18 protein-coding genes and 1 pseudogene are annotated in these 22,207 nt (G+C 64.8%); 16 read left to right on the forward strand and 3 right to left on the reverse strand.

Annotated features, from left to right (window positions below; all coding sequences use genetic code 11):
* Window positions 1–20: 20 nt before the first annotated feature.
* From QRN45_RS12695 to QRN45_RS12715, 5 genes are all read left to right on the forward strand, one after another.
* Window positions 21–665 (forward strand): hypothetical protein, encoded by a 645-nt coding sequence (locus QRN45_RS12695; RefSeq protein WP_284763592.1) that lies wholly within the window; start codon window positions 21–23, stop codon window positions 663–665.
* A gap of 39 nt (window positions 666–704) precedes the next feature.
* The gene (gene ligA / locus QRN45_RS12700) at window positions 705–2,981 is read left to right on the forward strand and encodes an NAD-dependent DNA ligase LigA (RefSeq protein WP_350309772.1); all 2,277 of its coding nucleotides are present in this window, start codon (window positions 705–707) and stop codon (window positions 2,979–2,981) included.
* Window positions 2,978–3,805 carry an inositol monophosphatase family protein gene (locus tag QRN45_RS12705; RefSeq protein ID WP_284763595.1) on the forward strand — a complete coding sequence of 276 codons (828 nt, stop codon included), beginning with the start codon at window positions 2,978–2,980 and terminating at the stop codon, window positions 3,803–3,805. Before ligA ends, QRN45_RS12705 begins: the two co-directional genes overlap by 4 nt.
* 234 nt (window positions 3,806–4,039) lie before the next feature.
* The gene (locus QRN45_RS12710; protein WP_078105826.1) at window positions 4,040–4,552 is read left to right on the forward strand and encodes a GNAT family N-acetyltransferase; all 513 of its coding nucleotides are present in this window, start codon (window positions 4,040–4,042) and stop codon (window positions 4,550–4,552) included.
* A gap of 57 nt (window positions 4,553–4,609) precedes the next feature.
* Window positions 4,610–4,990, forward strand: coding sequence for a RidA family protein (locus QRN45_RS12715; protein WP_284763596.1), 381 nt, complete (start codon window positions 4,610–4,612; stop codon window positions 4,988–4,990).
* 95 nt (window positions 4,991–5,085) lie between these two features.
* Here QRN45_RS12715 and QRN45_RS12720 read toward each other — a convergent pair whose 3' ends face one another.
* Window positions 5,086–5,760: a response regulator gene (locus QRN45_RS12720; RefSeq protein ID WP_078105824.1), complete on the reverse strand. Its 675-nt coding sequence runs from the start codon at window positions 5,758–5,760 to the stop codon at window positions 5,086–5,088.
* A pseudogene (locus QRN45_RS12730) lies at window positions 5,757–7,530 on the reverse strand (sensor histidine kinase). Before QRN45_RS12730 ends, QRN45_RS12720 begins: the two are co-directional and overlap by 4 nt.
* Before the next feature lie 226 nt (window positions 7,531–7,756).
* Between QRN45_RS12730 and QRN45_RS12735 the strand changes: the two are divergent.
* The 11 genes from QRN45_RS12735 to QRN45_RS12785 all read left to right on the forward strand — a co-directional run bounded on the left by QRN45_RS12735 (window position 7,757) and on the right by QRN45_RS12785 (window position 21,167).
* Window positions 7,757–9,205 (forward strand): CitMHS family transporter, encoded by a 1,449-nt coding sequence (locus QRN45_RS12735; RefSeq protein ID WP_284763600.1) that lies wholly within the window; start codon window positions 7,757–7,759, stop codon window positions 9,203–9,205.
* Window positions 9,206–9,342: 137 nt separating this feature from the next.
* Window positions 9,343–9,639 (forward strand): Asp-tRNA(Asn)/Glu-tRNA(Gln) amidotransferase subunit GatC, encoded by a 297-nt coding sequence (gene gatC / locus QRN45_RS12740; RefSeq protein ID WP_078105822.1) that lies wholly within the window; start codon window positions 9,343–9,345, stop codon window positions 9,637–9,639.
* Window positions 9,640–9,643: 4 nt separating this feature from the next.
* Window positions 9,644–11,200 (forward strand): Asp-tRNA(Asn)/Glu-tRNA(Gln) amidotransferase subunit GatA, encoded by a 1,557-nt coding sequence (gatA, locus tag QRN45_RS12745; protein ID WP_241707922.1) that lies wholly within the window; start codon window positions 9,644–9,646, stop codon window positions 11,198–11,200.
* The gene (gatB, locus tag QRN45_RS12750; RefSeq protein ID WP_078105820.1) at window positions 11,200–12,708 is read left to right on the forward strand and encodes an Asp-tRNA(Asn)/Glu-tRNA(Gln) amidotransferase subunit GatB; all 1,509 of its coding nucleotides are present in this window, start codon (window positions 11,200–11,202) and stop codon (window positions 12,706–12,708) included. The genes gatA and gatB overlap by 1 nt, the downstream gene beginning before the upstream one ends.
* 242 nt (window positions 12,709–12,950) lie before the next feature.
* Window positions 12,951–13,568 (forward strand): hypothetical protein, encoded by a 618-nt coding sequence (locus QRN45_RS12755; protein WP_284763603.1) that lies wholly within the window; start codon window positions 12,951–12,953, stop codon window positions 13,566–13,568.
* A 97-nt stretch (window positions 13,569–13,665) separates the two neighbouring features.
* Window positions 13,666–14,670 carry a LacI family DNA-binding transcriptional regulator gene (locus QRN45_RS12760; protein WP_078105818.1) on the forward strand — a complete coding sequence of 335 codons (1,005 nt, stop codon included), beginning with the start codon at window positions 13,666–13,668 and terminating at the stop codon, window positions 14,668–14,670.
* Between the two features lie 284 nt (window positions 14,671–14,954).
* A complete protein-coding gene (locus tag QRN45_RS12765) occupies window positions 14,955–16,277 on the forward strand; it encodes an extracellular solute-binding protein (RefSeq protein ID WP_264637597.1) in 1,323 nt (440 codons plus the stop codon).
* The gene (locus tag QRN45_RS12770) at window positions 16,274–17,224 is read left to right on the forward strand and encodes a carbohydrate ABC transporter permease (RefSeq protein WP_284763604.1); all 951 of its coding nucleotides are present in this window, start codon (window positions 16,274–16,276) and stop codon (window positions 17,222–17,224) included. The genes QRN45_RS12765 and QRN45_RS12770 overlap by 4 nt, the downstream gene beginning before the upstream one ends.
* Window positions 17,217–18,212, forward strand: coding sequence for a carbohydrate ABC transporter permease (locus tag QRN45_RS12775; RefSeq protein WP_241707918.1), 996 nt, complete (start codon window positions 17,217–17,219; stop codon window positions 18,210–18,212). Before QRN45_RS12770 ends, QRN45_RS12775 begins: the two co-directional genes overlap by 8 nt.
* Before the next feature lie 41 nt (window positions 18,213–18,253).
* The gene (locus QRN45_RS12780) at window positions 18,254–19,975 is read left to right on the forward strand and encodes a DUF4091 domain-containing protein (RefSeq protein ID WP_284763605.1); all 1,722 of its coding nucleotides are present in this window, start codon (window positions 18,254–18,256) and stop codon (window positions 19,973–19,975) included.
* Window positions 19,976–19,985: 10 nt separating this feature from the next.
* A complete protein-coding gene (locus tag QRN45_RS12785; RefSeq protein ID WP_284763606.1) occupies window positions 19,986–21,167 on the forward strand; it encodes a Gfo/Idh/MocA family protein in 1,182 nt (393 codons plus the stop codon).
* Window positions 21,168–21,232: 65 nt separating this feature from the next.
* Here QRN45_RS12785 and QRN45_RS12790 read toward each other — a convergent pair whose 3' ends face one another.
* Complete coding sequence (locus QRN45_RS12790; RefSeq protein WP_264637601.1) at window positions 21,233–22,177, reverse strand: LysR family transcriptional regulator; 945 nt, start codon at window positions 22,175–22,177, stop codon at window positions 21,233–21,235.
* Window positions 22,178–22,207 lie beyond the last annotated feature (30 nt).

A 22,207-nucleotide genomic window follows, 5' to 3' on the forward strand; every position in this document is an offset into this window, starting at 1 on the left:
GCCGTCCTGCAGAGGTAAACATGACCCAACGCTCCTCCGCGCGCTCTGGCGGCGCGACCCGTGCCGCCGTGCGACGCCCGTTCTCCGTTGCCCTCGCGGGTATTGCCATGGCTGTAGTGATGTGCGCCTTCCCGATGCTTTCGGCCCACGCCGAGACCCTCGTGGCTCCTCAGAATAGCCAAACCGCCCCGGCCCCGGCCCCCGCACCGGATCCTGCTCCCGACCCGGCTCCGGATCCTGCTCCCGACATGGCTCCACCTGCAAAACCTCCGGCGCCGGCTCCGCCCGCGCCGGTGGTTCCGGCACCCGTCGTCGTACCCGTTCAACCCGCCCCGGTGGCGCCCGCGCCGGCCGCACCCGAGCCGGTCCCCGTGGTGACCGTCGAACCGGAACCCAGCATGGCGCCGTCGGAGGCTCCTGTGGACTCCAGCCCGGTGACCCCGACGGACACCCCGACGACGAGCAGCCCCTCGCCGTCGGCGTCGTCCAATTGGAATACCCCCATCCAGGACGGGCTCAAGGCCACCCAGGCTGCCGCGGTGAGCAATGCCAAAGGGCCGGGTTCGGACATGTTCGCTGTGATCGCCATTATGGGCGCCGTGCTTTTGGTGGCGGCCGGCGGCATTGCCTTCGCGTTGTGGAGCCGCCACCGCTTCACGCACTGATTCCTTCTTCCCATCCGGGGACCCTATTTTGTCGCGGCTTTGCGGCAAGATAGGTACGTGAGCACAGCAGAGAGCGAAACCGCAGTTCCAACGGAAGCCGTACGGGAAGAGTACGAAAACCTCGCAGACCTCGTCCGCAAGTACCGCTATGCGTACTACCAGGAAGATGCCCCGACGGTTTCGGACGCCGAGTTCGACTCCCTCTACCGCCGCCTCGAGGAACTCGAGGCCCTGCATCCCGAGCTCGTGTCCAACGATTCGCCCACGCAAGAAGTGGGCGGCGAGGTTTCGGCCGCGTTCGCGGCCGTCGAGCACCTGCAGAGGATGTACAGCCTGGAGGATGTCTTCTCCCTGGACGAGCTGGAAGCGTGGGTCCGCAAGGCCGAGGCTTCGGTCGACAAGCTCGGAACGGCGGCCTCCCGCATTGCGTGGCTGACGGAACTCAAGATCGACGGATTGGCAGTGAACCTGCTCTACCGCGACGGCAAGCTGGTGCGTGCCGCCACGCGCGGAGACGGCACCACGGGTGAGGACATCACCCACAACGTGCTCACCATCAAGGAGATCCCGCGCCAGCTCAGCGGCAGCGGGTTTCCGTCCGAGGTGGAAATCCGCGGCGAAGTCTTCATTCCGTCCACGGCTTTCGCGGAATTCAACGAAGCGCTGATCGAGGCCGGCAAGGCGCCATTGGCAAATCCCCGCAACGCCGCCGCCGGCTCCCTGCGCCAAAAGGATCCCGCGGAAACCGCCAAGCGTCCGTTGCGGATGTTCGTCCACGGCATCGGGGCCCGCGAAGGCCTCGACACCACGAGCCAGTCGGAGACGTACAAGCTGCTCGAGGAATGGGGCCTGCCGGTCAGCCCCTACCTGAAGGTCCTGGACTCGTTCGAGGAGGTCCTGGACTTCATCAAGCACTTCGGCGAACACCGGCACGATCTCCTGCACGAGATCGACGGCATCGTAGTCAAAATCGACGACTTCGCCACGCAGCGTGCCCTCGGCTACACCTCACGCGTGCCACGTTGGGCCGTTGCCTATAAATACCCGCCGGAGGAAGTCCACACCAAGCTGCTGGACATCCAGGTCAACGTTGGCCGCACGGGCCGCGTCACCCCGTACGGGGTGATGGAACCGGTCAAGGTGGCCGGATCCACCGTGGAAATGGCCACCCTGCACAACCAGGATGTGGTCAAGGCCAAGGGCGTCATGATCGGTGACATCGTGGTGCTGCGGAAGGCCGGAGACGTCATTCCTGAGATCGTCGGTCCGGTCTTGGCGCTGCGCGATCAACAGGATCCTCCCGTGCGTGAGTTCGTGATGCCCACGGAATGCCCGTCCTGCCACACGCCGCTGGCTCCGGCGAAGGAAGGCGACGTCGATATCCGTTGTCCCAACGCGAAGTCGTGCCCGTCCCAGCTGCGCGAGCGTGTCTTCCACGTCGCGAGCAGGGGAGCCTTCGACATTGAGGCTCTTGGGTGGGAAGCAGCCATCGCCCTCACCCAGCCCGCCGAACCGGAAACTCCGCCCCTGCGCAGTGAGGCGGCGTTGTTCAGCCTCACGCCGGAGGACCTCGCGGAGGTCCGCATCCACCGCGAGAAGCGCTCCAAGGGCGTAGGCACGGGAACGTTCGAACTGGTGCCCTACTTCTATTCCAAGGCCACCGCCAAGACCCCGTCCAAACCCACAGCCACCACGGACAAACTGTTCAAGGAGCTTGAGAAGGCCAAGACGCAACCACTGTGGCGCGTCCTTGTTGCCTTGTCCATCCGGCACGTTGGCCCCACGGCATCCCGGGCCCTGGCCACGGCACTGGGCAGCATGGACGCCATCCGGGCCGCCTCGGAAGAGGAACTGGCCAACGTCGACGGGGTGGGACCGACCATTGCCGCGGCGCTCAAGGAATGGTTTGCCGTCGACTGGCACCAGGAAATCGTTGATAGCTGGGCCGCCGCCGGCGTGCGCATGGTTGACGAGCGCGACGCCGGCATCCAGCGGAACCTGGAAGGCCTCACCATCGTGGTGACGGGTTCGTTGCCCACGCTGAGCCGCGACGAAGCCAAGGAAGCCATCATCCTCAGGGGCGGCAAGGCAGCCGGCTCGGTTTCCAAGAACACCAGTTACGTCGTGGCCGGCGAGAACGCGGGCTCCAAGCTGGACAAAGCAGAGCAGCTCGGCATCCGGGTGTTGGACGAGGACGGATTCAAGGCATTGCTCGACGGCGTCCTGGAACCTGCCGCTGGCGCCGCACCGGATGACGAGGGCGCCGCCGTCGCGCTAGCGGCCGCTACCGCTGCGGAAACGGAATCCTCCGAATGACGGCCGATGCCTTGGACCTTCTCGCGGTCGCCCGTGCGGCAGCTGCGGCAGGAGCGGAGGTACTCGCCGCCCGGCCGGCCGGGCCCAACTCGGCGGGAATCCTCGGCGTCGTGAACAAAGGCGACGCCGGCGACTGGGTGACGGCCTTCGACGTCGCGGCGGAGAACGCTGTGCGGGCCGCGATTACGGCTGCCCGCCCGCATGACACCATCACGGGCGAAGAGCACGGCACCACCCGGCCCGATCAGCCGAGCGGCTACCGATGGTCGATCGATCCGCTCGACGGCACTACCAACTTCATCCGCAACATCGTCTATTACGCCACGTCCGTGGCTGTCGCGGACGCCGACGGCGTCTGGCTGGCCGGCGTCGTCAACGCCCCCGCGCTGGGGCGCATCTACTCTGCGGCACGTGGCCACGGAGCATGGCTTGAGGAAAACGGGCAGCGCAGCCAGCTGAGCGGACCCCTGCTGGGCCGCACGGGACTGATCGTGGCCTCCGGGTTCAGCTACGATCCCGCCACGAGGGCCGAACAGTTCGCCGGGCTCGGCAACCTGATGGAGGGCTTCGCCGATCTTCGCCGGCTCGGCTCCGCAGCGTTGGATCTCTGCCTCGTGGCCGATGGAACCCACGACGCCTTCGGGGAACGCGGGCTCAACGAGCACGACTACGCGGCGGGCGCGTTGATCGCCGAGGAAGCAGGATGCTGGGTCCGCCGCCCACGGCTGACCAGCCCGCTTGACGGAGGCCCCACTGACGCGGACCGCCTTGAAGCGTGGACCTGCGCGGGAACCCTCGAGCTCTCGGGCAAGTTCCCGCTCTAAGGTCGTTCTGGGCGTACGGGTGGTCCTGGTCGTTCGGGGCGTTCTGGGCGTTCGGCCGCGCCAGCCTGGTGGAACCTTGTTCGACATGTTCAAACGCTCGCTCACGTATGTGGGGTGTTCCGCCGTCGCTCGCTCACTTGTATCTGAGCGGGCGTTGGGTGCAACGGTGATAGTTCGGTCACGGAAACGCTGCTTTGGCGTCCCGGCCCCCGCAGACCCGACTACCATGGATCAGTGCATTCGCAGATTACCGTCCGTCCCGCCCTGCCCGAAGACTACGACGCCGTAGCCCGTATCACGATGGCGTCTTACGTGACCGCTGGCTATTACGGCAGCCCGGACCACCCTTACTTGGAGAAGCTGCGCGACGTGGCCGGGCGCGCCCGGTACGCCGACGTTTTCGTTGCCGAGCGCGATGGCCGGATCATCGGTTCCGTTACGTCGGCCAAGGCCGGAGGCGATTTTTCGGACATTGGCCTTCCGGACGAACTCGAAATGCGCACCTTGGTAGTGGATCCGGAGGTTCAGCGCTCGGGTGCGGGACGCGCCCTCGTGCAGGCGGTCGTCGACCAAGCCCGCTCCATGGATGGCATCAACGCCGTTTCCCTCACCACGGGCGCAACGTGGGAAAGCGCCAACGCCCTTTACGCCAAGACCGGATTCGAGAGGGAACCGGAGCGTGATTGGTTTGTTCCCGGGACCGACATAAAACTGTTCGTTTACCGGCAGGATGTCCGCCAGCCATAAAGTTTCCTCGTAAACCCCGGCTATCGGGCCGGGTGCGGAAACTGAGAAAGGCGCGGCATGCGCAAGACATTCGGCACGGGCTCGGTCTGGGAACAGACCCTTGGATATTCCCGTGCGGTCCAGGTGGACAACACGCTCTTCATTTCGGCCACGGCGGCGTCCGGGCCTGATGGCATCGTCGGCGACGACTTCTACTCGCAGACCAAATACGTCCTCGAAAAACTGGGCGCGGTCCTGGCCGACGCCGGGTTCGACTACGAGGACGTCGTGCAGTCCAAGCTCTACCTGACCGACATCAGCAAGTGGGAAGACGCCGGCCGCGCGCACGGCGAGGTGTTCGGCGAGATCCGGCCCACCCTTTCCCTGGTCCACGTCTTGCCGTTCCTCGACCCGGAAATGCTGGTCGAAATCGAACTGGTAGCCCAAAAGAGCGCCTAAGCAGCCCAACTGACTCGCAGTAGGTGTCGTTTTGACGCCTCATAACGGCATCTACTGCGAGTCAGTTGGGTTGGCGGGCTACTTGGGTTGCCGGGCTAGTTTGGGGAGAGCCGCGCGGGGACGCCGTAGCGGTGTTCCGGCCGGCCGGTGCTCCCGTAGCGCAGTTGGATCTCGACGGCGCCATCGTCGGCGAGCGAGGACAGGTACCGTTGCGCCGTGGCGCGCGAGACCCCCACGCGTTCCGCCACTTCGGTGGCCGAGTATTGTTCCCCCGGTGCCAAGGACTCCAGCACCGATGCTTCGGTCGCGGAACGCGGCTTTCCCGACGGTGCGACGTCACCGGCGATGAGCGCCCGCTTGGCCCGTTCGATCGTGTCCTGGTCCACGGCGTGCTGCCGGCCGAGAAGACGCCGGTATCTGGCATAGGAACGCAATTGCTGCGACAGCGACTCGGCGGTGAACGGTTTCAACAGATACGCCAGGGCCCCGCGACGCAATGCTGTCCTGATGGACACGGCGTCGGACGCTGCGGTCAACATCATGGCATCCACGTCGAGTTGCCCCAGCAGGTCCAGGCCCGAACCGTCCGGCAAATAAACGTCCAGCAACACGAGGTCCGGCCGCAGGCTATGGACGGATTGCAACGCCTGCGCCGTGGATCCCACCGGGGCCAGGGCCAGGAAACCGGCCACGGAGTCCACATAGGCGGCGTGGAGCTTGGCGACGTGGAAATCGTCATCGACGATCAACACCCTGAAGTCTTCGCTCATTGCTGTTTTTCCTTGAATTCGGTTGCGGGTCGTTGGGCCACGGGTGCGGGTACCGCTCGAGGGGCATCGTCCGGTGCTCCGGTCACCTTCGGCATCGTGGCCATGAAGACGGCGCCTGGCCCGCCAGGCGAGCCCGGGTCCAGGACGCGCACGTCACCACCGCGACGGCGGGCGAGCTGCCGGACTAGCGCGAGGCCGAGTCCCTGCCCACCCGCCCTGGCGATGCCGCCTTCCGCAGGCTCCGCCGTCGTGAACCCCTCCACGAAAACCTTTTCCGGATCGACGCTGCCTAGGCCGTCGCCGGAGTCAGCGACGACGATGTGCAGCGTGCCGCCGTCGGGCCCCGGTTCGTCAAGCAGCTCAAGCTCTACCCAGCGTTGCATCGAAGAGCCGTCGACGGCGGCGTTGACGGCATTGTCGATCAGGTTGCCAAGCACCGTGGTGACGTCCTGCGGTTCGGTGACGTGCTCCCGCACCAGGGTCTCCGGGCCGATCCGCAATGCCACCCCTCGCTCGTCCGCCTCCACGCTTTTCGCGCCGACGAACGCCTGCAAATACGGATCCTGGAGGAGCTCGGCTTGCTGCACGGGAAATTTCAGCGGCCCTGTGGCGGAGATCCTGGCGAGATAGTCCTTGGCCTGGCCGTGTTGGCCGATGCTCATGAAGCCGGCGATCGTGTGGAGCTGGTTCGCGAATTCGTGGCGCTGGGCCCCGGAGCGCGGCGGACATGGTGCCCACGGCGTCGAGCTGGCGTGTCAGCTGCTGCAGCTCGGTGCGGTCCCTGAGCATGACCACCCAGCCGAGATCCTCTTTGCGGTGCAGCGCCTTGCGGGCGTTGGCAACCAAGACCCGGCCGCCCGCGACGATTTCCACGGCTTCGGCGTCGTGCGCAGAGGGTTGGGTGAGGGCCTTGAGCTGCGACGGGACGGGCGACCGCTCCCAATCGGTGCCCGCCGCTGTGGGAGAGCCGGGAGTCTCCGAGCCTTCCGGCATGCCCAGCAACCGCCTCGCCGCGGCATTGAAAACCGTGATGCGGCCATCGGCGGAAATGCCGATCACGCCGTCGTCCACGCCTTGAAGCACGGCCACTTGGTCGTGTACGAGGGTGCTGATCTCTTCGGGCTCGAGGCCCAGGGTCAGGCGTTGCAAACGGCGGCGGAGGAGGAAGGACGCCAGGACGCCGACCAGGAGGGAACCCGCCGCGGTCAAGGCGATGGGAACGATGTCCTCTGCAAGGCTTTGGCCGAGCGACTCCATGGAGTAGCCGACGCTGACTTCGCCCACCACGGTGGTTGTGGAACCCGGGGCGAATACCGGGATCTTGGCTCCCGCGGACGCTCCCAGGGTGCCGGTATTCCTGGTGGTGACTTCCTTCCCGGAGAGGGCGTCCGAGGGATCGGTGCTGACCCGTTCGCCGAGCCGCACCACGTCCGGGTGCGCCAACCGCAGGCCGGTTTCGTCGGTGACCACCACGAACAAAGCCCCGGTGCGGTTCCTTGCAGCCTCGGCGGCCGCTTGGATGGGGCCGGCCGAGAGAACCGTGGCGGGTGGGGTTCCCTGCTCTTTGCTGATGGCTTCGACCTGGGAACGCATCGCCGGATCCGAGGCCACGGTGCGCGCCAAAGTCAGTGCCTGGTTTTCTGCTTCCGTGCCGATCCGGCCGTAGACGAGCCATGCGTGCACGGTGCCGCTGAGCAGCACCACCAGGACAACGACGCCGAGCTGGAGGAGCAGGGTCTGCGTCGAGAACCGCAGGGCAAGCCTGGGCATGCTGCCTCCTTCCGGCGGGGAACGGCCGGCTGGAGCGGGGCAGCAGCGGCGCTGTACTTCGACGTCTACCTCTCCATTGAAGCATTGAGCACAATGAGCAAAATGCTCTCAATCAGCAGTATGTCGATCAAATCCCACAAACGCCTTGCTCTGAGCGTGGCCACTATACGTTCTGTATCGCGCATCACATCGACGTGATGCCGTTCACTGTAGTAAGGAGCCGGCTGTGCTGGTATTGCTTGGATTCGCAATGATTGCGGTGTTCATGGTCCTGATCATGACAAAGAAGTTGACGCCCGTTCTGGCGCTGATCATCGTTCCCACCATCTTCGGCCTGTTTGCCGGTGCCGGCCTCGGCATCGGAAGCATGGTGATGGACTCGATGAAGTCCATGACGTCCACGGCCGCCCTGCTGATGTTCGCGATCGTGTACTTCGGACTCATGATCGACGTCGGGCTGTTCGACCCGTTGGTGAGGTTCATCCTCCGCAAGCTTGGCAACGACCCCGCAAAAGTGGTCCTGGGCACCGCCATCCTCGCCGCCGCAGTATCACTCGATGGCGACGGCTCCACCACCTTCATCCTCACCACCGCTGCGATGCTGCCCGTGTACCTGCGCTTGAAGATGAGCCCCGTGGTCCTGACCTGCGTGGCCGGCCTGGCCAACGGAACCATGAACATCCTGCCGTGGGGTGGTCCCACGGCCCGTGCCGCCACCGCACTCAAGGTCGACGTCAACGACGTGTTTGTTCCCATGGTGCCGTCCCTCATCGCCGGCCTCGTCGTCGTCTTCGTGTTCTCCTGGCTCTTGGGCCTGCAGGAACGCAACCGCCTCCGCGCCACGGCCCCCGGGATCTGGGGTGACGTCGCCGACGCCGGTGACGTGTTCGACGGCGGCACCCGCCGCGGCGGCTCGGGCACCGGCAGCTCGGGCTCCGGCGGCTCGGGCTCCGGCGGCAGCTCCGACGTCGTGGTCCTCGAACGCACCGAAACCTTGGTTGACCTCGCCGACGCGGGTTTGACCGCCACCGCACTCGACCCCCACCGCAAGACCCTGCGCCCGAAGCTCTTCTGGTTCAACCTCGGACTCACGGTCGCGGTGATGGTCATGCTCGTGGCCAACCTGGTGCCGCTGCCGTACGTCTTCATGGTGGGTTCCGCGATCGCCCTGCTGGTGAACTTCCCGAAGGTCAAGGAACAGGGTGCGCAGCTGGTGGCCCACGCGCCGTCCATCGTGGCCGTGGTCAGCATGGTCATGGCGGCGGCCGTCCTCACGGGTGTCCTCAACGGCACCGGCATGGTCAAGGAAATGTCGGCGTGGCTGGTCCACATCATCCCGGCCGAGATGGGTCCGTTCATGGCCGTCATCACTGGCCTGCTCAGCATCCCGATGACGTTCTTCATGAGCAACGACGCCTTCTACTTCGGCGTCCTGCCTGTCCTGAGCGAAACCGCCGCGCACTACGGCATCAGCGGCGCGGAAATGGCCCGTGCCTCCATCACCGGCCAGCCGTTCCACCTCCAGAGCCCGTTGGTCCCCGCGATCCTGCTGCTGGTGTCCCTGGCGAAGGTGGAACTGGGAGACCACCACAAGAAGGTCCTGTGGCGCACGGCGGTCATCTCCGTCGTCATGCTCGCGGTGGGCATGCTGACCGGAGCCATCGGCATCGGCTAGCAACGCAACCACGCAACGCGGGGTCACTTACGGCCCATTCGGGACCCCCGGATGGGCCGTAAGTGACCCCGCGTTGTTCGTCGTCCAAGCCACGTAGACTAGTCCGGAAAACCAATTGAACTTTGCAGGGGAGATCCATGGCTGCGATCAACCGTGACGACGTCGCGCATCTTGCGCGTCTGGCTCACATTGAAATGAGTGCCGAAGAGCTGGACAGGATGGCCGGCGAACTTGCCGTCATCGTGGATTCGGTGAAGTCCGTGAGCGAAGCCGCCGGGGACGATGTCCCGGCCACGTCCCACCCGATTCCGTTGAGCAACGTGTTCCGTGAGGACGTCGTGGGCCACACGTTCACCGCCGAGCAGGCGTTGTCCGGGGCCCCGGATTCCTTCGAGGGCCGCTTCAAGGTTCCGGCAATCCTGGATGAGGACTAAGCGAATGACTGAATTGAACAACTCCGAACTCATCCGCCTGTCCGCAGCACAGTTGGCCGCCAAGCTGGCCGCGCGCGAGGTCACGTCCGTCGAGGTCACCCAGGCGTACCTGGACCGGATTGCCGACGTTGACGGGCAAGTCAACGCATTCCTGCACGTCAACGCCGAAGAGGCGCTCGCCGTCGCCGCCGAGGTGGACGCGATCCGCGCCGCCGGCGGTGCCGAAGCCGAAGCGCTGCACGAGCTCGCCGGCGTACCCATCGCCGTCAAGGACCTTATCGTCACGATCGGCCAGCCCACCACGGCCGGCTCCAAGATCCTCGAGGGCTGGCACAGCCCCTACGACGCCACCGTCATCAAGAAGCTGCGCGCAGCGAAGATGCCCATCCTTGGCAAGACCAACCTGGACGAATTCGCCATGGGTTCCTCCACGGAACACTCGGCGTACGGCCCCACCCGCAACCCGTGGGACCTGGACCGCATTCCCGGCGGCTCGGGCGGTGGCTCCGCGGCCGCCGTCGCGGCTTTCGAAGCTCCGCTGGCCCTCGGCACGGACACCGGCGGATCCATCCGCCAGCCCGGCGCTGTCACCGGCACGGTCGGCATGAAGCCCACCTACGGTGCGGTATCCCGCTATGGCGCCATTGCCATGGCATCTTCGCTGGACCAGATCGGCCCGGTTTCGCGGACCGTGCTGGACTCGGCACTCCTGCAGGAAGTCATCGGCGGCCACGACCCCTTCGACTCCACTTCGCTGACGGACCCCTTCGACACCCTCGTTGCCGCAGCCAAGACGGGCAACGTCACGGGCATGAAGATCGGCATCATCAAGGAACTCCACGGCGAGGGCTACCAGGCCGGCGTCGAGAACCGGTTCAACGAGTCCCTTGAGCTGCTCAAGGAGGCCGGCGCGGAAATCGTCGAGGTTTCCTGCCCCAACTTCAAGTACGCGCTGGGCGCCTACTACCTGATCATGCCGTCCGAGGTTTCCAGCAACCTGGCCAAGTTCGACGGCGTGCGCTACGGCTTGCGTGTCCTGCCCGAGGACGGTCCCATGACGATCGAACGCGTCATGGCCGCCACCCGCGCCGCCGGTTTCGGCGATGAGGTCAAGCGCCGCATCATCCTGGGCACCTACGCCCTGAGCGCCGGCTACTACGACGCCTACTATGGTTCCGCGCAGAAGGTCCGCACGCTGATCCAGCGTGACTTCGACGCCGCGTTTGCGCAGGCCGATGTCCTGATATCGCCGACGGCCCCTACCACAGCCTTCAAGCTGGGGGAGAAGCTGGACGACCCGCTGGCAATGTACCTCAACGACGTCGCCACCATCCCCGCGAACATGGCCGGTATCCCGGGTTTGTCCCTGCCGGGCGGCCTGGCCGACGAAGACGGCTTGCCCGTGGGTATCCAGCTCCTGGCGCCTGCCCGCGAGGACGCCCGCCTGTACCGCGTGGGCGCTGTCCTTGAATCCTTGCTCGAAGAGAAATGGGGCGGCCCGCTGCTCGCGAAGGCACCCGTTCTCGGTTCCAGCTCCACCATCGCCGGAGGTTCCAACTGATGTCTACCGACGCCATCCTCAGCTTCGAAGAGGCCATGGAGAAGTACGATCCCGTCCTTGGCTTCGAGGTCCACGTGGAGCTCAACACCAAGACCAAGATGTTCTCCTCCGCCCCGAACGTCTTCGGCGACGAGCCGAACACCAACGTCAACGAGGTGGACCTCGGCATGCCCGGCGTCCTGCCCGTGGTGAACAAGACCGCAGTGGAATCCTCCATCAAGATCGGCCTTGCCCTGAACTGCAAGATCGCCGAGTACTGCCGCTTCGCCCGGAAGAACTACTTCTACCCGGACACCCCGAAGAACTTCCAGACGTCCCAGTACGACGAGCCCATCGCGTACGACGGCTACCTGGACATCGAACTCTCGGACGGTACAGTGTTCCGCGTCGAGATCGAGCGCGCACACATGGAAGAGGACGCCGGCAAGCTGACCCACATGGGTGGCGCCACGGGCCGCATCCAGGGTGCCGATTACTCGCTGGTGGACTACAACCGTTCCGGTGTTCCGTTGGTCGAAATCGTCACCAAGCCGATCGAGGGCGCCGGCAGCCGCGCACCCGAGCTCGCCAAGGCCTACGTTGCCGCGGTGCGCGAAATCGTCAAGAACCTCGGTGTTTCCGACGCCAAGATGGAACGCGGCAACGTCCGTTGCGATGCCAACGTCTCGCTGCGCCCGCACGGCCGCGAACGTTTCGGCATCCGTTCGGAGACGAAGAACGTGAACTCGCTGCGCGCCGTCGAGCACGCCGTCCGTTACGAAATCCAGCGCCACGCCGCCGTCCTGGACTCCGGCGAGCCGGTCATCCAGGAGACGCGCCACTGGCACGAGGACACGCGCACGACGACGTCGGGCCGGGCCAAGTCCGACGCCGACGACTACCGCTACTTCCCGGAGCCGGACCTCGTTCCGGTCCTCGCGTCCCGTGAATGGGTCGAGGAACTCCGCGCCACGCTGCCCGAACCGCCCGCGGCCCGCCGCAAGCGGCTCCAGGCCGACTGGGGCTATTCGGACCTCGAGTTCCGCGACGTCGTGAACGCCGGTGTCATGGACTCCATCGAGGAAACCATCGCCGCCGGTGCCAGCGCCTCCGTGGCCCGCAAATGGTGGATGGGCGAGATCGTGGGACGCGCCAAGACGGCCGACGTCGACCCCTCCGAACTCGGCGTCACGCCGGAAACCATCGTGGAGCTCAACAAGCTCGTGGAGGGCGGCAAGATCAACAACAAGATGGCTGCCCAGGTGCTCGACGGCGTCCTCGCGGGCGAGGGCACTCCGGCCGAGATCGTCGAGAAGCGCGGCCTCGCCGTCGTGTCCGACGACGGCCCCCTCCTGGAAGCGATCGACGCCGCACTGGCAGCCCAGCCCGACGTCGCGGAGAAGATCCGCGGCGGCAAGCTTCAGGCCATCGGTGCGATCGTCGGCGGAGTCATGAAGGCCACCCGCGGGCAGGCCGACGCCGGCCGTGTGCGCGAGCTGATCCTGGAGCGCCTCGGCGTCGAAGGCTGACCACCCCGGCTCGCTCAACCGGGTCGCAGTTGTTGTCGTTTTGAGCCGTCAAAACGACAACAACTGCGGGGCCCACGCCGCACGGGTTCCCTGGCCGAGCGAAGCGAGGTTAGGGAGGCGGTGGGGACTAGTTGGTGAGGATCCACAGCCCTCACACAGCTTCAAGGCTCATCATGGAGTCATCAGTTCTTTGCTGCCCGCCCCTTTACCGGACCGGGGAGGAGCGGAGAAAGGATTCGGCTATGTCCACCATGACTCCGGGGGTTCGCAGGGCCCTCATCGCCGGCGGAATCGTCGTCGTCCTGGGCGGCGGTGGTGTGGCCGCAGTCTGGGCTGCCGGCCAGATCATCCCCGAGTACGTCGTGAGCGCGACGCCGACCAGCACGGCTTCGCCTGCCACCCCGTCGCCCGGGGCTACGTCGCCCGCCGCACCGTCGCCCGGCAAGGTCCGGCCGTTCCCCGTCCTTCCCCGCGGCGTCGCAGGACCGGGGATCCACGGTGAGTTCACGGTCAAGAACAAGGACGGCAGCTACACGACGCTCGTGACACAGCGGGGTACAGTGCAGTCCGTCAGCGATACGAGCATTTCCGTGAAGAGCGATGATGGCTTCACGCAGAGCTTCGCGATCACAACGTCGACCACCATCGTCAAGCTCCCCGCCTCCGGAACCGGCACGCAAGGCAAGAGGCCATCGCCCCAAACCATCAAGGCCACGGACCTGAAGGCGGGCGACACCGTCGCAGTCTCCGGCACGAAGAGCGGCACCACTGTCACGGCCACCCGCATTGTCGGGGGTACTTTGCCCGCTGCGTCCAACAATGGCGGCCGACGGCTCGGTTACGGCACCGTCTCTTCCTGAACCCGCGCCTCCTGAACCCGCACCCGTTCGTCTGGCTATGATGCTACTACCGCCGGACCACGCCCGAGGTCCGGCGGCTTAGCCACGAAGGAGACGAATGCGCCCCACGATCAAGTCCGTGGCGGCTGCAGCGGGGGTCTCGACGGCGACCGTGTCCTATGTGCTTTCAGGCAGGAGCGGCAAGGACGGCAGCAGGAGCGGTTCCGGGGTGGCGCCAGCTACGGTGCTGCGGGTTCAAGAGGCTGCCCTCGCCCTCGGATATCGCCCCAACCAATCGGCAAGGGCGATCCGCACCGGCCGAACGAACCTGCTCATGTTGTCGCTCACCATGATCTCGGATCCGTGGGCCTTGGACGTAAGCCGCGCTGTTGGTACGGCCGCGGCCCGGCACGGCATTACGCCGATGATCCTGGCCGATACCGACTGGCGGGTGGCCCTCAAACGGCAAAACGCGGACGTGACGTTCATCGATGGCGCCGACGAGCCCGGTGATGTCGAACTGCTGGCGCAGGCGGCAAGATTGCAGCGCCTGGTGGTTTTCAGCGACACCATGGAACCTGAGGGATTCGACGTCGTGCGGCCGGTGGTGGGTTCGTCGTGCGATCTGGCAGTGGAGCACCTCACCGCCCGGCATCGCCGCGTGGCTTGCCTGATCTCCTCGGCACCTTCGATGAGCACCCTCGACATCCGCCTGGGCGCCTACACGCGCGGCCTTGCCAAAGCCGGTTTGGAGTACCGGGACGACTACGTCGAGGCGTACGACCGCGACGGACTCAGCGCGTTCGATGCGGCGTTGCGGCTCCTTCAGCGGGCGGACCGTCCGACCGCGATCTATGCGACCACGGACTTCGCGGCAATAGCCGCCATCCATGCGGCCCAACGGCTGCAACTCCGCATTCCAGAAGACGTCGAAGTGATCGGTATCGGCAACACCACCGAAGGCGAGCGCATGACGCCGTCGTTGACCACCGTTGGTCCTGAGGGCTTTTTCGATGGCCTGGCCGCATTCCTGCTCGACCGTGCAGAGAATCCCGATGGACCCGCGCGCATCCTCGAATTCCCGTGGAAGCTCATCGTGAGGGACTCAGCGCCCTCTGCGTGAAATCCGGGGCGCCCGGTGCGAGAACCCGGAGCCCCCGGTGCCGACCCGGTGCCATCCCCGCGGTTTGTCTAGGCGCGTGCCCGATGATCAGGCGATCCATCCTTTTGCACTTTGATGACGTTTTCTACCCGAAAAAGTTAAGGAAAGATCATTCAGAATCTTGCCTTTAAACGATTAACATGATGTGATCGACTGCACAACACCAGTTGGGTTGGCTGTTCGCCGAATGCGGGCCCGCCCCCGAAGGACCGTCGGTCTTCTGACCAAGACATCGGAGAATTCTTATGAACCACAACGTGACCCGCAGGTCATTCCTTTCCTTTGCGGCTGCCGGTGCCGCCGTCGTTTCGCTCGCCGCCTGCGGCGGGAACAGTGCCGCCGGGGGTAGCGCAGCCAAGGCCGCCTACGCTGCTCCCGCGAAGGACCTGAGCGCGGAGCTGAGCTACGCCATCTGGGACGCGGCGCAAAAGCCCGCGATGCAGAAAATCGTGACCGAATTCAACAAGCAATACCCGAACATCTTGGTCACCATCGACGTCACGCCGTCGAAGGGTTCTGCCTACTGGACGAAGATCCAGACCCAGGCAAGCAGCAACACCCTGCCGGACGTCTTCTGGATGAATGGCCCGCACATCAAGCTTTACGCGCAAAACAACCAGCTGATGCCGCTGGACGGCTTGGTGTCCGGCAAGGCAGTGGATACCGCCAATTACCCGAAGGCGCTCGTGGACCTGTACACGGTGAACGGGGCCTTCTACGGGGTCCCCAAGGACTTCGATACCAGCGCGCTCTTCTACAACAAGGCGCTCTTCAAGGAAGCCGGGGTGTCCGAGCCGACATCCAGCTGGACCTGGGATGACGTGAAATCCGCCGGTGCCAAACTGTCCAAGTTCTACCAGGGCAAGGGCGTCTACGGATACGCCGGCGACCTCACGGGCGGCCAGACCAGCTACTACAACACGATGATCGAAGCCGGCGGGACCATCATCTCGGCCGACGGCAAGAAGTCCGGATACGACTCCGCCGGATCAATCGCCGGCCTCCAGTTCTGGCGCGACCTGATCGAATCCGGCGTATCGCCGTCGATGCAGCAATTGACGGACACCTCCTCAAGCGACATGTTCACGTCGAGGAAATTGGCGATGACCATGGACGGCTCCTGGACCGTCGGGCCGGCCCAAAAGGCTCTTGGTGACGATCTTGGCATTGTCAGCCTCCCGAAGGGGCCGAAGAGCAACCAGAGCGTGATCCACGGACTTGCCAACGTGATTCCCGCCAATGCGAAGAATCCCGCTGCGGCGCAGGCGTTCGTCGCTTTCCTGGGAACCCAGGACGCGGCCAAGATCCAGGCGGAAACCGGAACCGTCATCCCGGCCTTCAACGGCACCCAGGATGCCTGGGTCAAGGCTGTTCCCTCCGTTGACCTCACCGTCTTCCTCGACCTCGCCAAGGATGCCTCGCCCTATCCGGCGTCTGCCAACACGGCCGCCTGGAACGAACTCGAGAACACCTTGCTGCCGCAGGCCTTCGCCGGGACCAAGCCGGTTGCCGACGTCGCCAAGGACCTTGCCAGCCAGATGAACGCAGCGCTGGCCAAAGAATCATGAAAGCCCAGATCCTGACGCCGGCATCCAGGAGTGTCCGTGCCGCCCAAGCAGCGGGGGACCGCCGCAATGGAAAATCCAAGTCGGATGGCTGGTGGCCGTGGTTGTTCGTGGTGCCCACCGTTGCGGGAATCGGCGTGTTCTATCTTTGGCCGATCGTCCAGACGTTCTACTACAGCTTCACCAAGTGGGGAGTCTTCGGAGGAACCAAGTTCATCGGCCTGGACAACTACGTGCGGTTGTTCGCGGATTCCACCATTCCGCAATCAATCCTCAATACGCTGATCTATACGGTGGTCGTGCTGCTGGGGATTCCCATCGCGGTCATCCTTGCGTCCCTGATCGAGCGTCCCGGCCTGCGCTTCGCGGCCCTGTACCGGACGCTGTACTTCATTCCGTACATCACCATGCCGGCCGCCGTCGGGATCGTGTGGAGGCTGATCTACAACGGCGACTTCGGACCCATCAACTGGTTCCTGGGCTTGTTCGGGATCCAAGGCCCTTATTGGACATCGACGCCGGGATTCGCGCTGCTCGCCGTGGCTACCGTGGGTCTTTGGATGTCGCTGGGATTCAACCTCATCATCATCAGCGCGGGACTTCGCGAGATTCCGCGGGAGCTTTTCGAAGCCGCGGAGATGGATGGCGCCAGCCGGGTCCGCCAATTCTTCAGCATCACCGTACCGCTGTTGACGCCCAGCATCTTCTTCGTCACGATCGTCACTGTGATCAGCGGCTTCCAGCTGTTCGATCTGCTGTACGTGATGATGGGGAAGGCGAACCTGGCCATGCCGCAGACGCAAAGCCTCGTGTACATCTTCTACAACCAGGCCTTCCTGCAGAACGACAAGGGCTATGCGGCAGCCATCGGCATCCTGATCCTGGTCATCATCGCTCTTCTGACCGCTTTCCAATTCCGTATCCAGAAGAGGTGGGTCAACTATGTCTGAATCGATGCTCTCAACACAAAGCGGCGTCGAATCGCGACGCAGCGGACCGGTTGCAGATCCGCCTCAAGCCGGAGGCGCACCCACGGGCCGGGACGGCAAAAGCCGCAGCACCAAGGGCAGAGGTACCCCGCGCCCGGCAGGCAAAAACCGGGGCACCAAGGGCGCCAAGGGCGGCAAGCAAGGCTCGAACGTCCTGGCGCACTGCGTACTGGCCATTGGCGGATTGGCCATGATCTCGCCGCTCCTCTATCAGATCGTCATGTCGCTTTCGACGAACGCGGAAGTCCAAAGCACTCCGCCCACGCTGTGGCCCAGCGTTGTCCAGTGGCACAACTTCGCGGATGTCTTCACGTCCATGAACTTCGGTTCCCAGCTCTGGGTGACGGTGGCAATCACGGTCATCCGCGTGATCGGGCAGGTGCTTCTCTGCTCCATGGCGGGCTACGCCTTCGCGCGGATGCAGTTCCGGTTCAAAGGGCTCATCCTTGCCGTCGTCTTGTCGATCATCATGGTGCCCTCGCAGTTGTTCCTGATCCCGCAATACCAGATCATCCAAAACCTGGGTTGGCTGAACAGCATCGCCGGCATCGTGGCTCCGGGCATCTTCAGCGCCTTCGGACTGTTCCTGATGCGTCAGTTCTTCATGGGCCTCCCGGACGAACTCGAAGACGCGGCACGGCTCGACGGCGCCAATCCGTTCCAGATCTTCTTCCGGGTCATGCTGCCTTTGGCAGCAAACGGTCTGTGGGCCCTCGTCATCATTACCGTGCTGTGGTCCTGGAATGACCTCTTGTGGCCTTTGGTGGTGACGTCGACGGCGAACGCCGCACCGTTGAGCGTCGGGCTTTCGAACCTCCAGGGTGAGCACGCCAACAATTACCCGATCCTCATGGCGGCATCGCTCATGGCCATGGCCCCGATCCTGATCATGTTCCTGCTCATGCAGAAGCGTGTCATGGCGGGCATCGGCCGCTCCGGACTCAAGTAAAGACCCCGCGCAAAGACCCACGCAGGAAAGGATCGCAGCCCTTGACGGAACAGAACCCGGACGCGGAGGACGGCTGGTCGTTCGTACTCGCGGACTCCTTGGAAAAGGTCTACCCGGACGCTCCACCACGGCCGTTCGACAGGACCATCCCGGTGTCCGTTTTCCCCGGCGAGACAGTGTCGGTCCAAGTGGCCCTCAGGCCGCCGATGAAGCACGGATTTCGGCTGGCGGGGGCGTTGGAAGTTGCAATCGATGGTCCGTTGGCAGGGTTCGCCACCATTTCGCAGGTTGAGCTGGTGCCGTGTTCCTTGGCGGCATTCCCGCAGCATGACGGCGGCTACGACCGGGACGACCCCGGACTGTATCCAGACCTTTTGCGGCCAGCCCCGGATGGGTTGATCAGGCCCCTCTACGGGCAATGGACGGCTGCATGGATCGACTTCGTGGTGCCATCCGCCCAGAACGCCGGCGAACACGGACTCGGGATCTCCGTGCGGGACGCCGAAGGCAACACGCTCTTCAGCACCCACATCTGCGTCACCGTGATGCCCGCGCAGGCCCCGGAACTGGAAATCGTGAACGCCCACTGGTTCCATTGCGACGGCTTGGCGAGCCACTACGGCGTCGGGGTCTTCGGCGAGGAGCATTGGTCGATCATCGATGCCTTCATAGGATCCGCGGCAAGGATGGGCGCCAACTCGCTCCTGACGCCCACATGGACCCCTCCGCTCGACACAGCAGTCGGGGGAACGAGGCTGCCCACCCAGCTGATCGGGATTCGCGAAGATTCCGGCTACCACTTTGATTTCAGCAAGCTGCTGCGCTGGGTGGGCCTGTGTGCCGAACACGGCATAGAGTACTTGGAAATCGCCCATTTGTTCACCCAATGGGGGGCCAAGGCGACCCCGGCGATCTACGTAGAGACTGCCCAGGGACTCGAGCGGCGCTTCGGCTGGGACGTTCCGGCATCGGCTGCTTCATACCGGGAGCTCATGGCCGAGTTGCTGCCGGCCCTGCGTTCGTTCCTGGCAGAGCATTGGTCGCTTGATCGGGTCATTTTCCACCTTTCCGATGAACCGGAGGGCGCCGAGGCCCTGGCGGGATACCAACAGGCAAAGGCCATCGTCGCGGATCTCCTGGACGGGCTGACGGTGGTTGACGCCTTGAGCGACTTCGAGTTCTACAGCAGCGGGGCCGTGCCGAATCCGGTGGTGGCAACCGACGCCGTGGCGCCGTTCCTGGCGGCCGGGGTGAAGAATCTGTGGGTCTATTACTGCGTCGCCCAGGATACCGGCGTTGCCAACCGGTTCATTTCCATGCCTTCAGTGCGAAACCGGGTGTTGGGCCACCAGCTCTTCGCCCTGGAATGTGCGGGATTCCTGCATTGGGGATTCAACTTCTACAACACGGCTCATTCCCTGGCGCCCGTGGACCCGTTCAAGGACACCTGTGCCGGGGGAGCCTTTCCGGGCGGCGATGCCTTCATGGTCTACCCGGGACCGGACGGGGTGCCGTGGGAATCGATCCGTTACAAGGTGTTCGCCCAGGCCATGTGGGACCACCGGGCACTCTCGCTCCTGGCCCAGCTGGCCGGTCGCGAGGAGGCGCTGGCGCTCATCGATACGGACGGCTCGGGCGGAAGCCTCGCCATGGACAGCTTCAGCCACGACCCCCTTCATTACCGGAGGGCTCGCGAGCTGGTCAACCAGGGAATCGCGCAGCGCGTGGCTCAAACACGCCAGTGCATCAACTTATCGAGTTAGGAAAGTATTTATGGACCTCAAAGTAGGCATCGTCGGATTCGGCTTGCGGTCGTCACTGTGGCGCCACGCGCATAAACCTGGCCACGGTTCGGAAGTCACGGTCGTGTGCGACCTGGGCGAGCGCGGCAGGGCCGATGCGGCCGAGAAGATCCCGACGGCGGTCATCACCGACGATTTGGACGTTTTGTTGGCCTCCGACCTGGACGCGGTCCTGGTCCTGACCCCGGACAACCAGCACGCCGCCGTCGCCGTCCGGACGCTCAAAGCGGGCATCCCCACCTTCTGCGAAAAACCGCTCGACGTCACGCTCGAAGCGGCCGACCTCATCCTCCAGACAGCCTTCGACACCGGAACGCGGCTCTACGTGGGCCACAACATGCGGCACATGCCGGTGGTGGTACAGATGCGAGAGATCATCCAGGCCGGGACCATCGGTGACGTCAAGGCAGTCTGGTGCAGGCACTTCGTGGGGAACGGCGGGGACTACTATTTCAAGGATTGGCATGCCCAGCGTGCCAACACCACAGGGCTGCTGTTGCAAAAGGGCGCGCACGACATTGACATCATCCACTGGCTCGCCGGGGGATACAGCACCACGGTGCAGGCGATCGGCGATCTGGCCGTCTACGGGGACGTCGCGTCCCGTCGCGACAACACGGGGCGCCGGATGGGGGATTGGTTCTCGGTTGACAACTGGCCTCCCACCGAACAGACGGATCTCGCCGAGACGATTGACGTCGAGGACATCTCGATGATGAACATGGTCCTGGACAACGGTGTGCTCGCCTCGTACCAGCAGTGCCACTTCACCCCGGACTATTGGCGGAACTACATGGTGATCGGCACCAAAGGCAGGATGGAGAACTTCGGTGACGGCGCCGGCGACCAGATCCATGTATGGACCACGCGCACAAGCGGTTTCGCCGAGCCCGACCAGAGGGTCGAGGTCCGCGAGGGAGAAGGCGGCCATGGCGGCGCGGACCCCTTGCTCATCGCCGAGTTCCTGCGTTTCGCCAAGGACGGGGGAGCCACCGCGACCTCGCCGATCGCAGCCCGGGAGGCCGTGGCCGCGGGAGTGCTCGCCACCGAGTCCCTCCGTGGTGACGGTTGTTCGAAGCAGGTTCCGGCGTTGCCCGAAGAACTCGTGGAGTACTTCAACGCAGGCCAGCAGGCCCGGGTCCGGGAACTCTAGAGGCCGCGCCCAACTGGCTCGCATTTGTTGTCGTTTTGAGGGCCCATAACGACATTAAATGCGAGTCAGTTGGGTTGTGAGGTGCCCCCGGCGAGTTCGGTCATGACGGTCTGCAGTGCTTCGCACACCGTCATGACCGATTTCCGTTTCAGGGTTTCCGGCCTCGCCAGGATGTCGATCTTGCGCACGGAATTCACCCCCGCCAGTGGACGCAGCACCACGCCGGCGTCCAGGACGCGCTGGGCGGTGAACCGCGGGAGCAAACCTATCGCGCCGCCGTCGGCCACGAGCGAGGCCACGGTGGAATAGTCGTTGATGCGGTGCAGCACATCGGCAGGACGCCCGCTGACGGCGACGACGGCGGCCAGCACGTCGGCGGGGGAGTAACCGTCGCGGCTGGTCACCCAGGGCTGCCCGACGACGTCGGCCGGCCTGAGTTCGCGGCGCGCCGCGAGCGGGTGCCCGGCAGGCAGCGCGACGTCGAGCGGTTCGTCCGCGAGCGGAATCACGGCTACTTTGTCGGTGGGCCACTCGGGGCTGTGCTCCATCCGGTGCGCCAGCACCAGATCATAGCGCGCGGCCAGGCCGGGAAAGTCTTCCTGGGCAACGTCTTCGTCGGCGAGCTTCACGCGGGGAACGCTGTTTTCAGGGGCCGCGTTGCGGGCGGTGGTCAGCAATGCCGCGAGCGGAGCGAACAAAGCCTGCCCCGCACTGTGGAAGGCGCTCACGGTCACGGTCGAACCAGGCGAGTCGTGGTAGGCGCCGATGGCGGCCTGGGCGTCCGCGAGCGCATTCACGACGGCGGCTCCGGCGTCGGCGAGGACCCGGCCGGCGTCGGTGAGCACCAGGGCGCGGCCTTCCTTGCGGGTCAGGGGCACGTCCACCGACTTCTGCAGGAGGGCGAGCTGCTGGGAGACGGCCGAGGGAGTGACCATGAGCGTCTCGGCCACGGCCTTGACACTGCCGAGATCTCCTAGTTCCCTGAGCATTTGGAGCTGATGTACTTCCATTTAGCAAATGCTAAATCGTTGATTGAGAAA

This window comes from Arthrobacter sp. efr-133-R2A-63, from assembly GCF_030209795.1.
In the GTDB taxonomy this organism is placed as follows: domain Bacteria; phylum Actinomycetota; class Actinomycetes; order Actinomycetales; family Micrococcaceae; genus Arthrobacter; species Arthrobacter bambusae_A.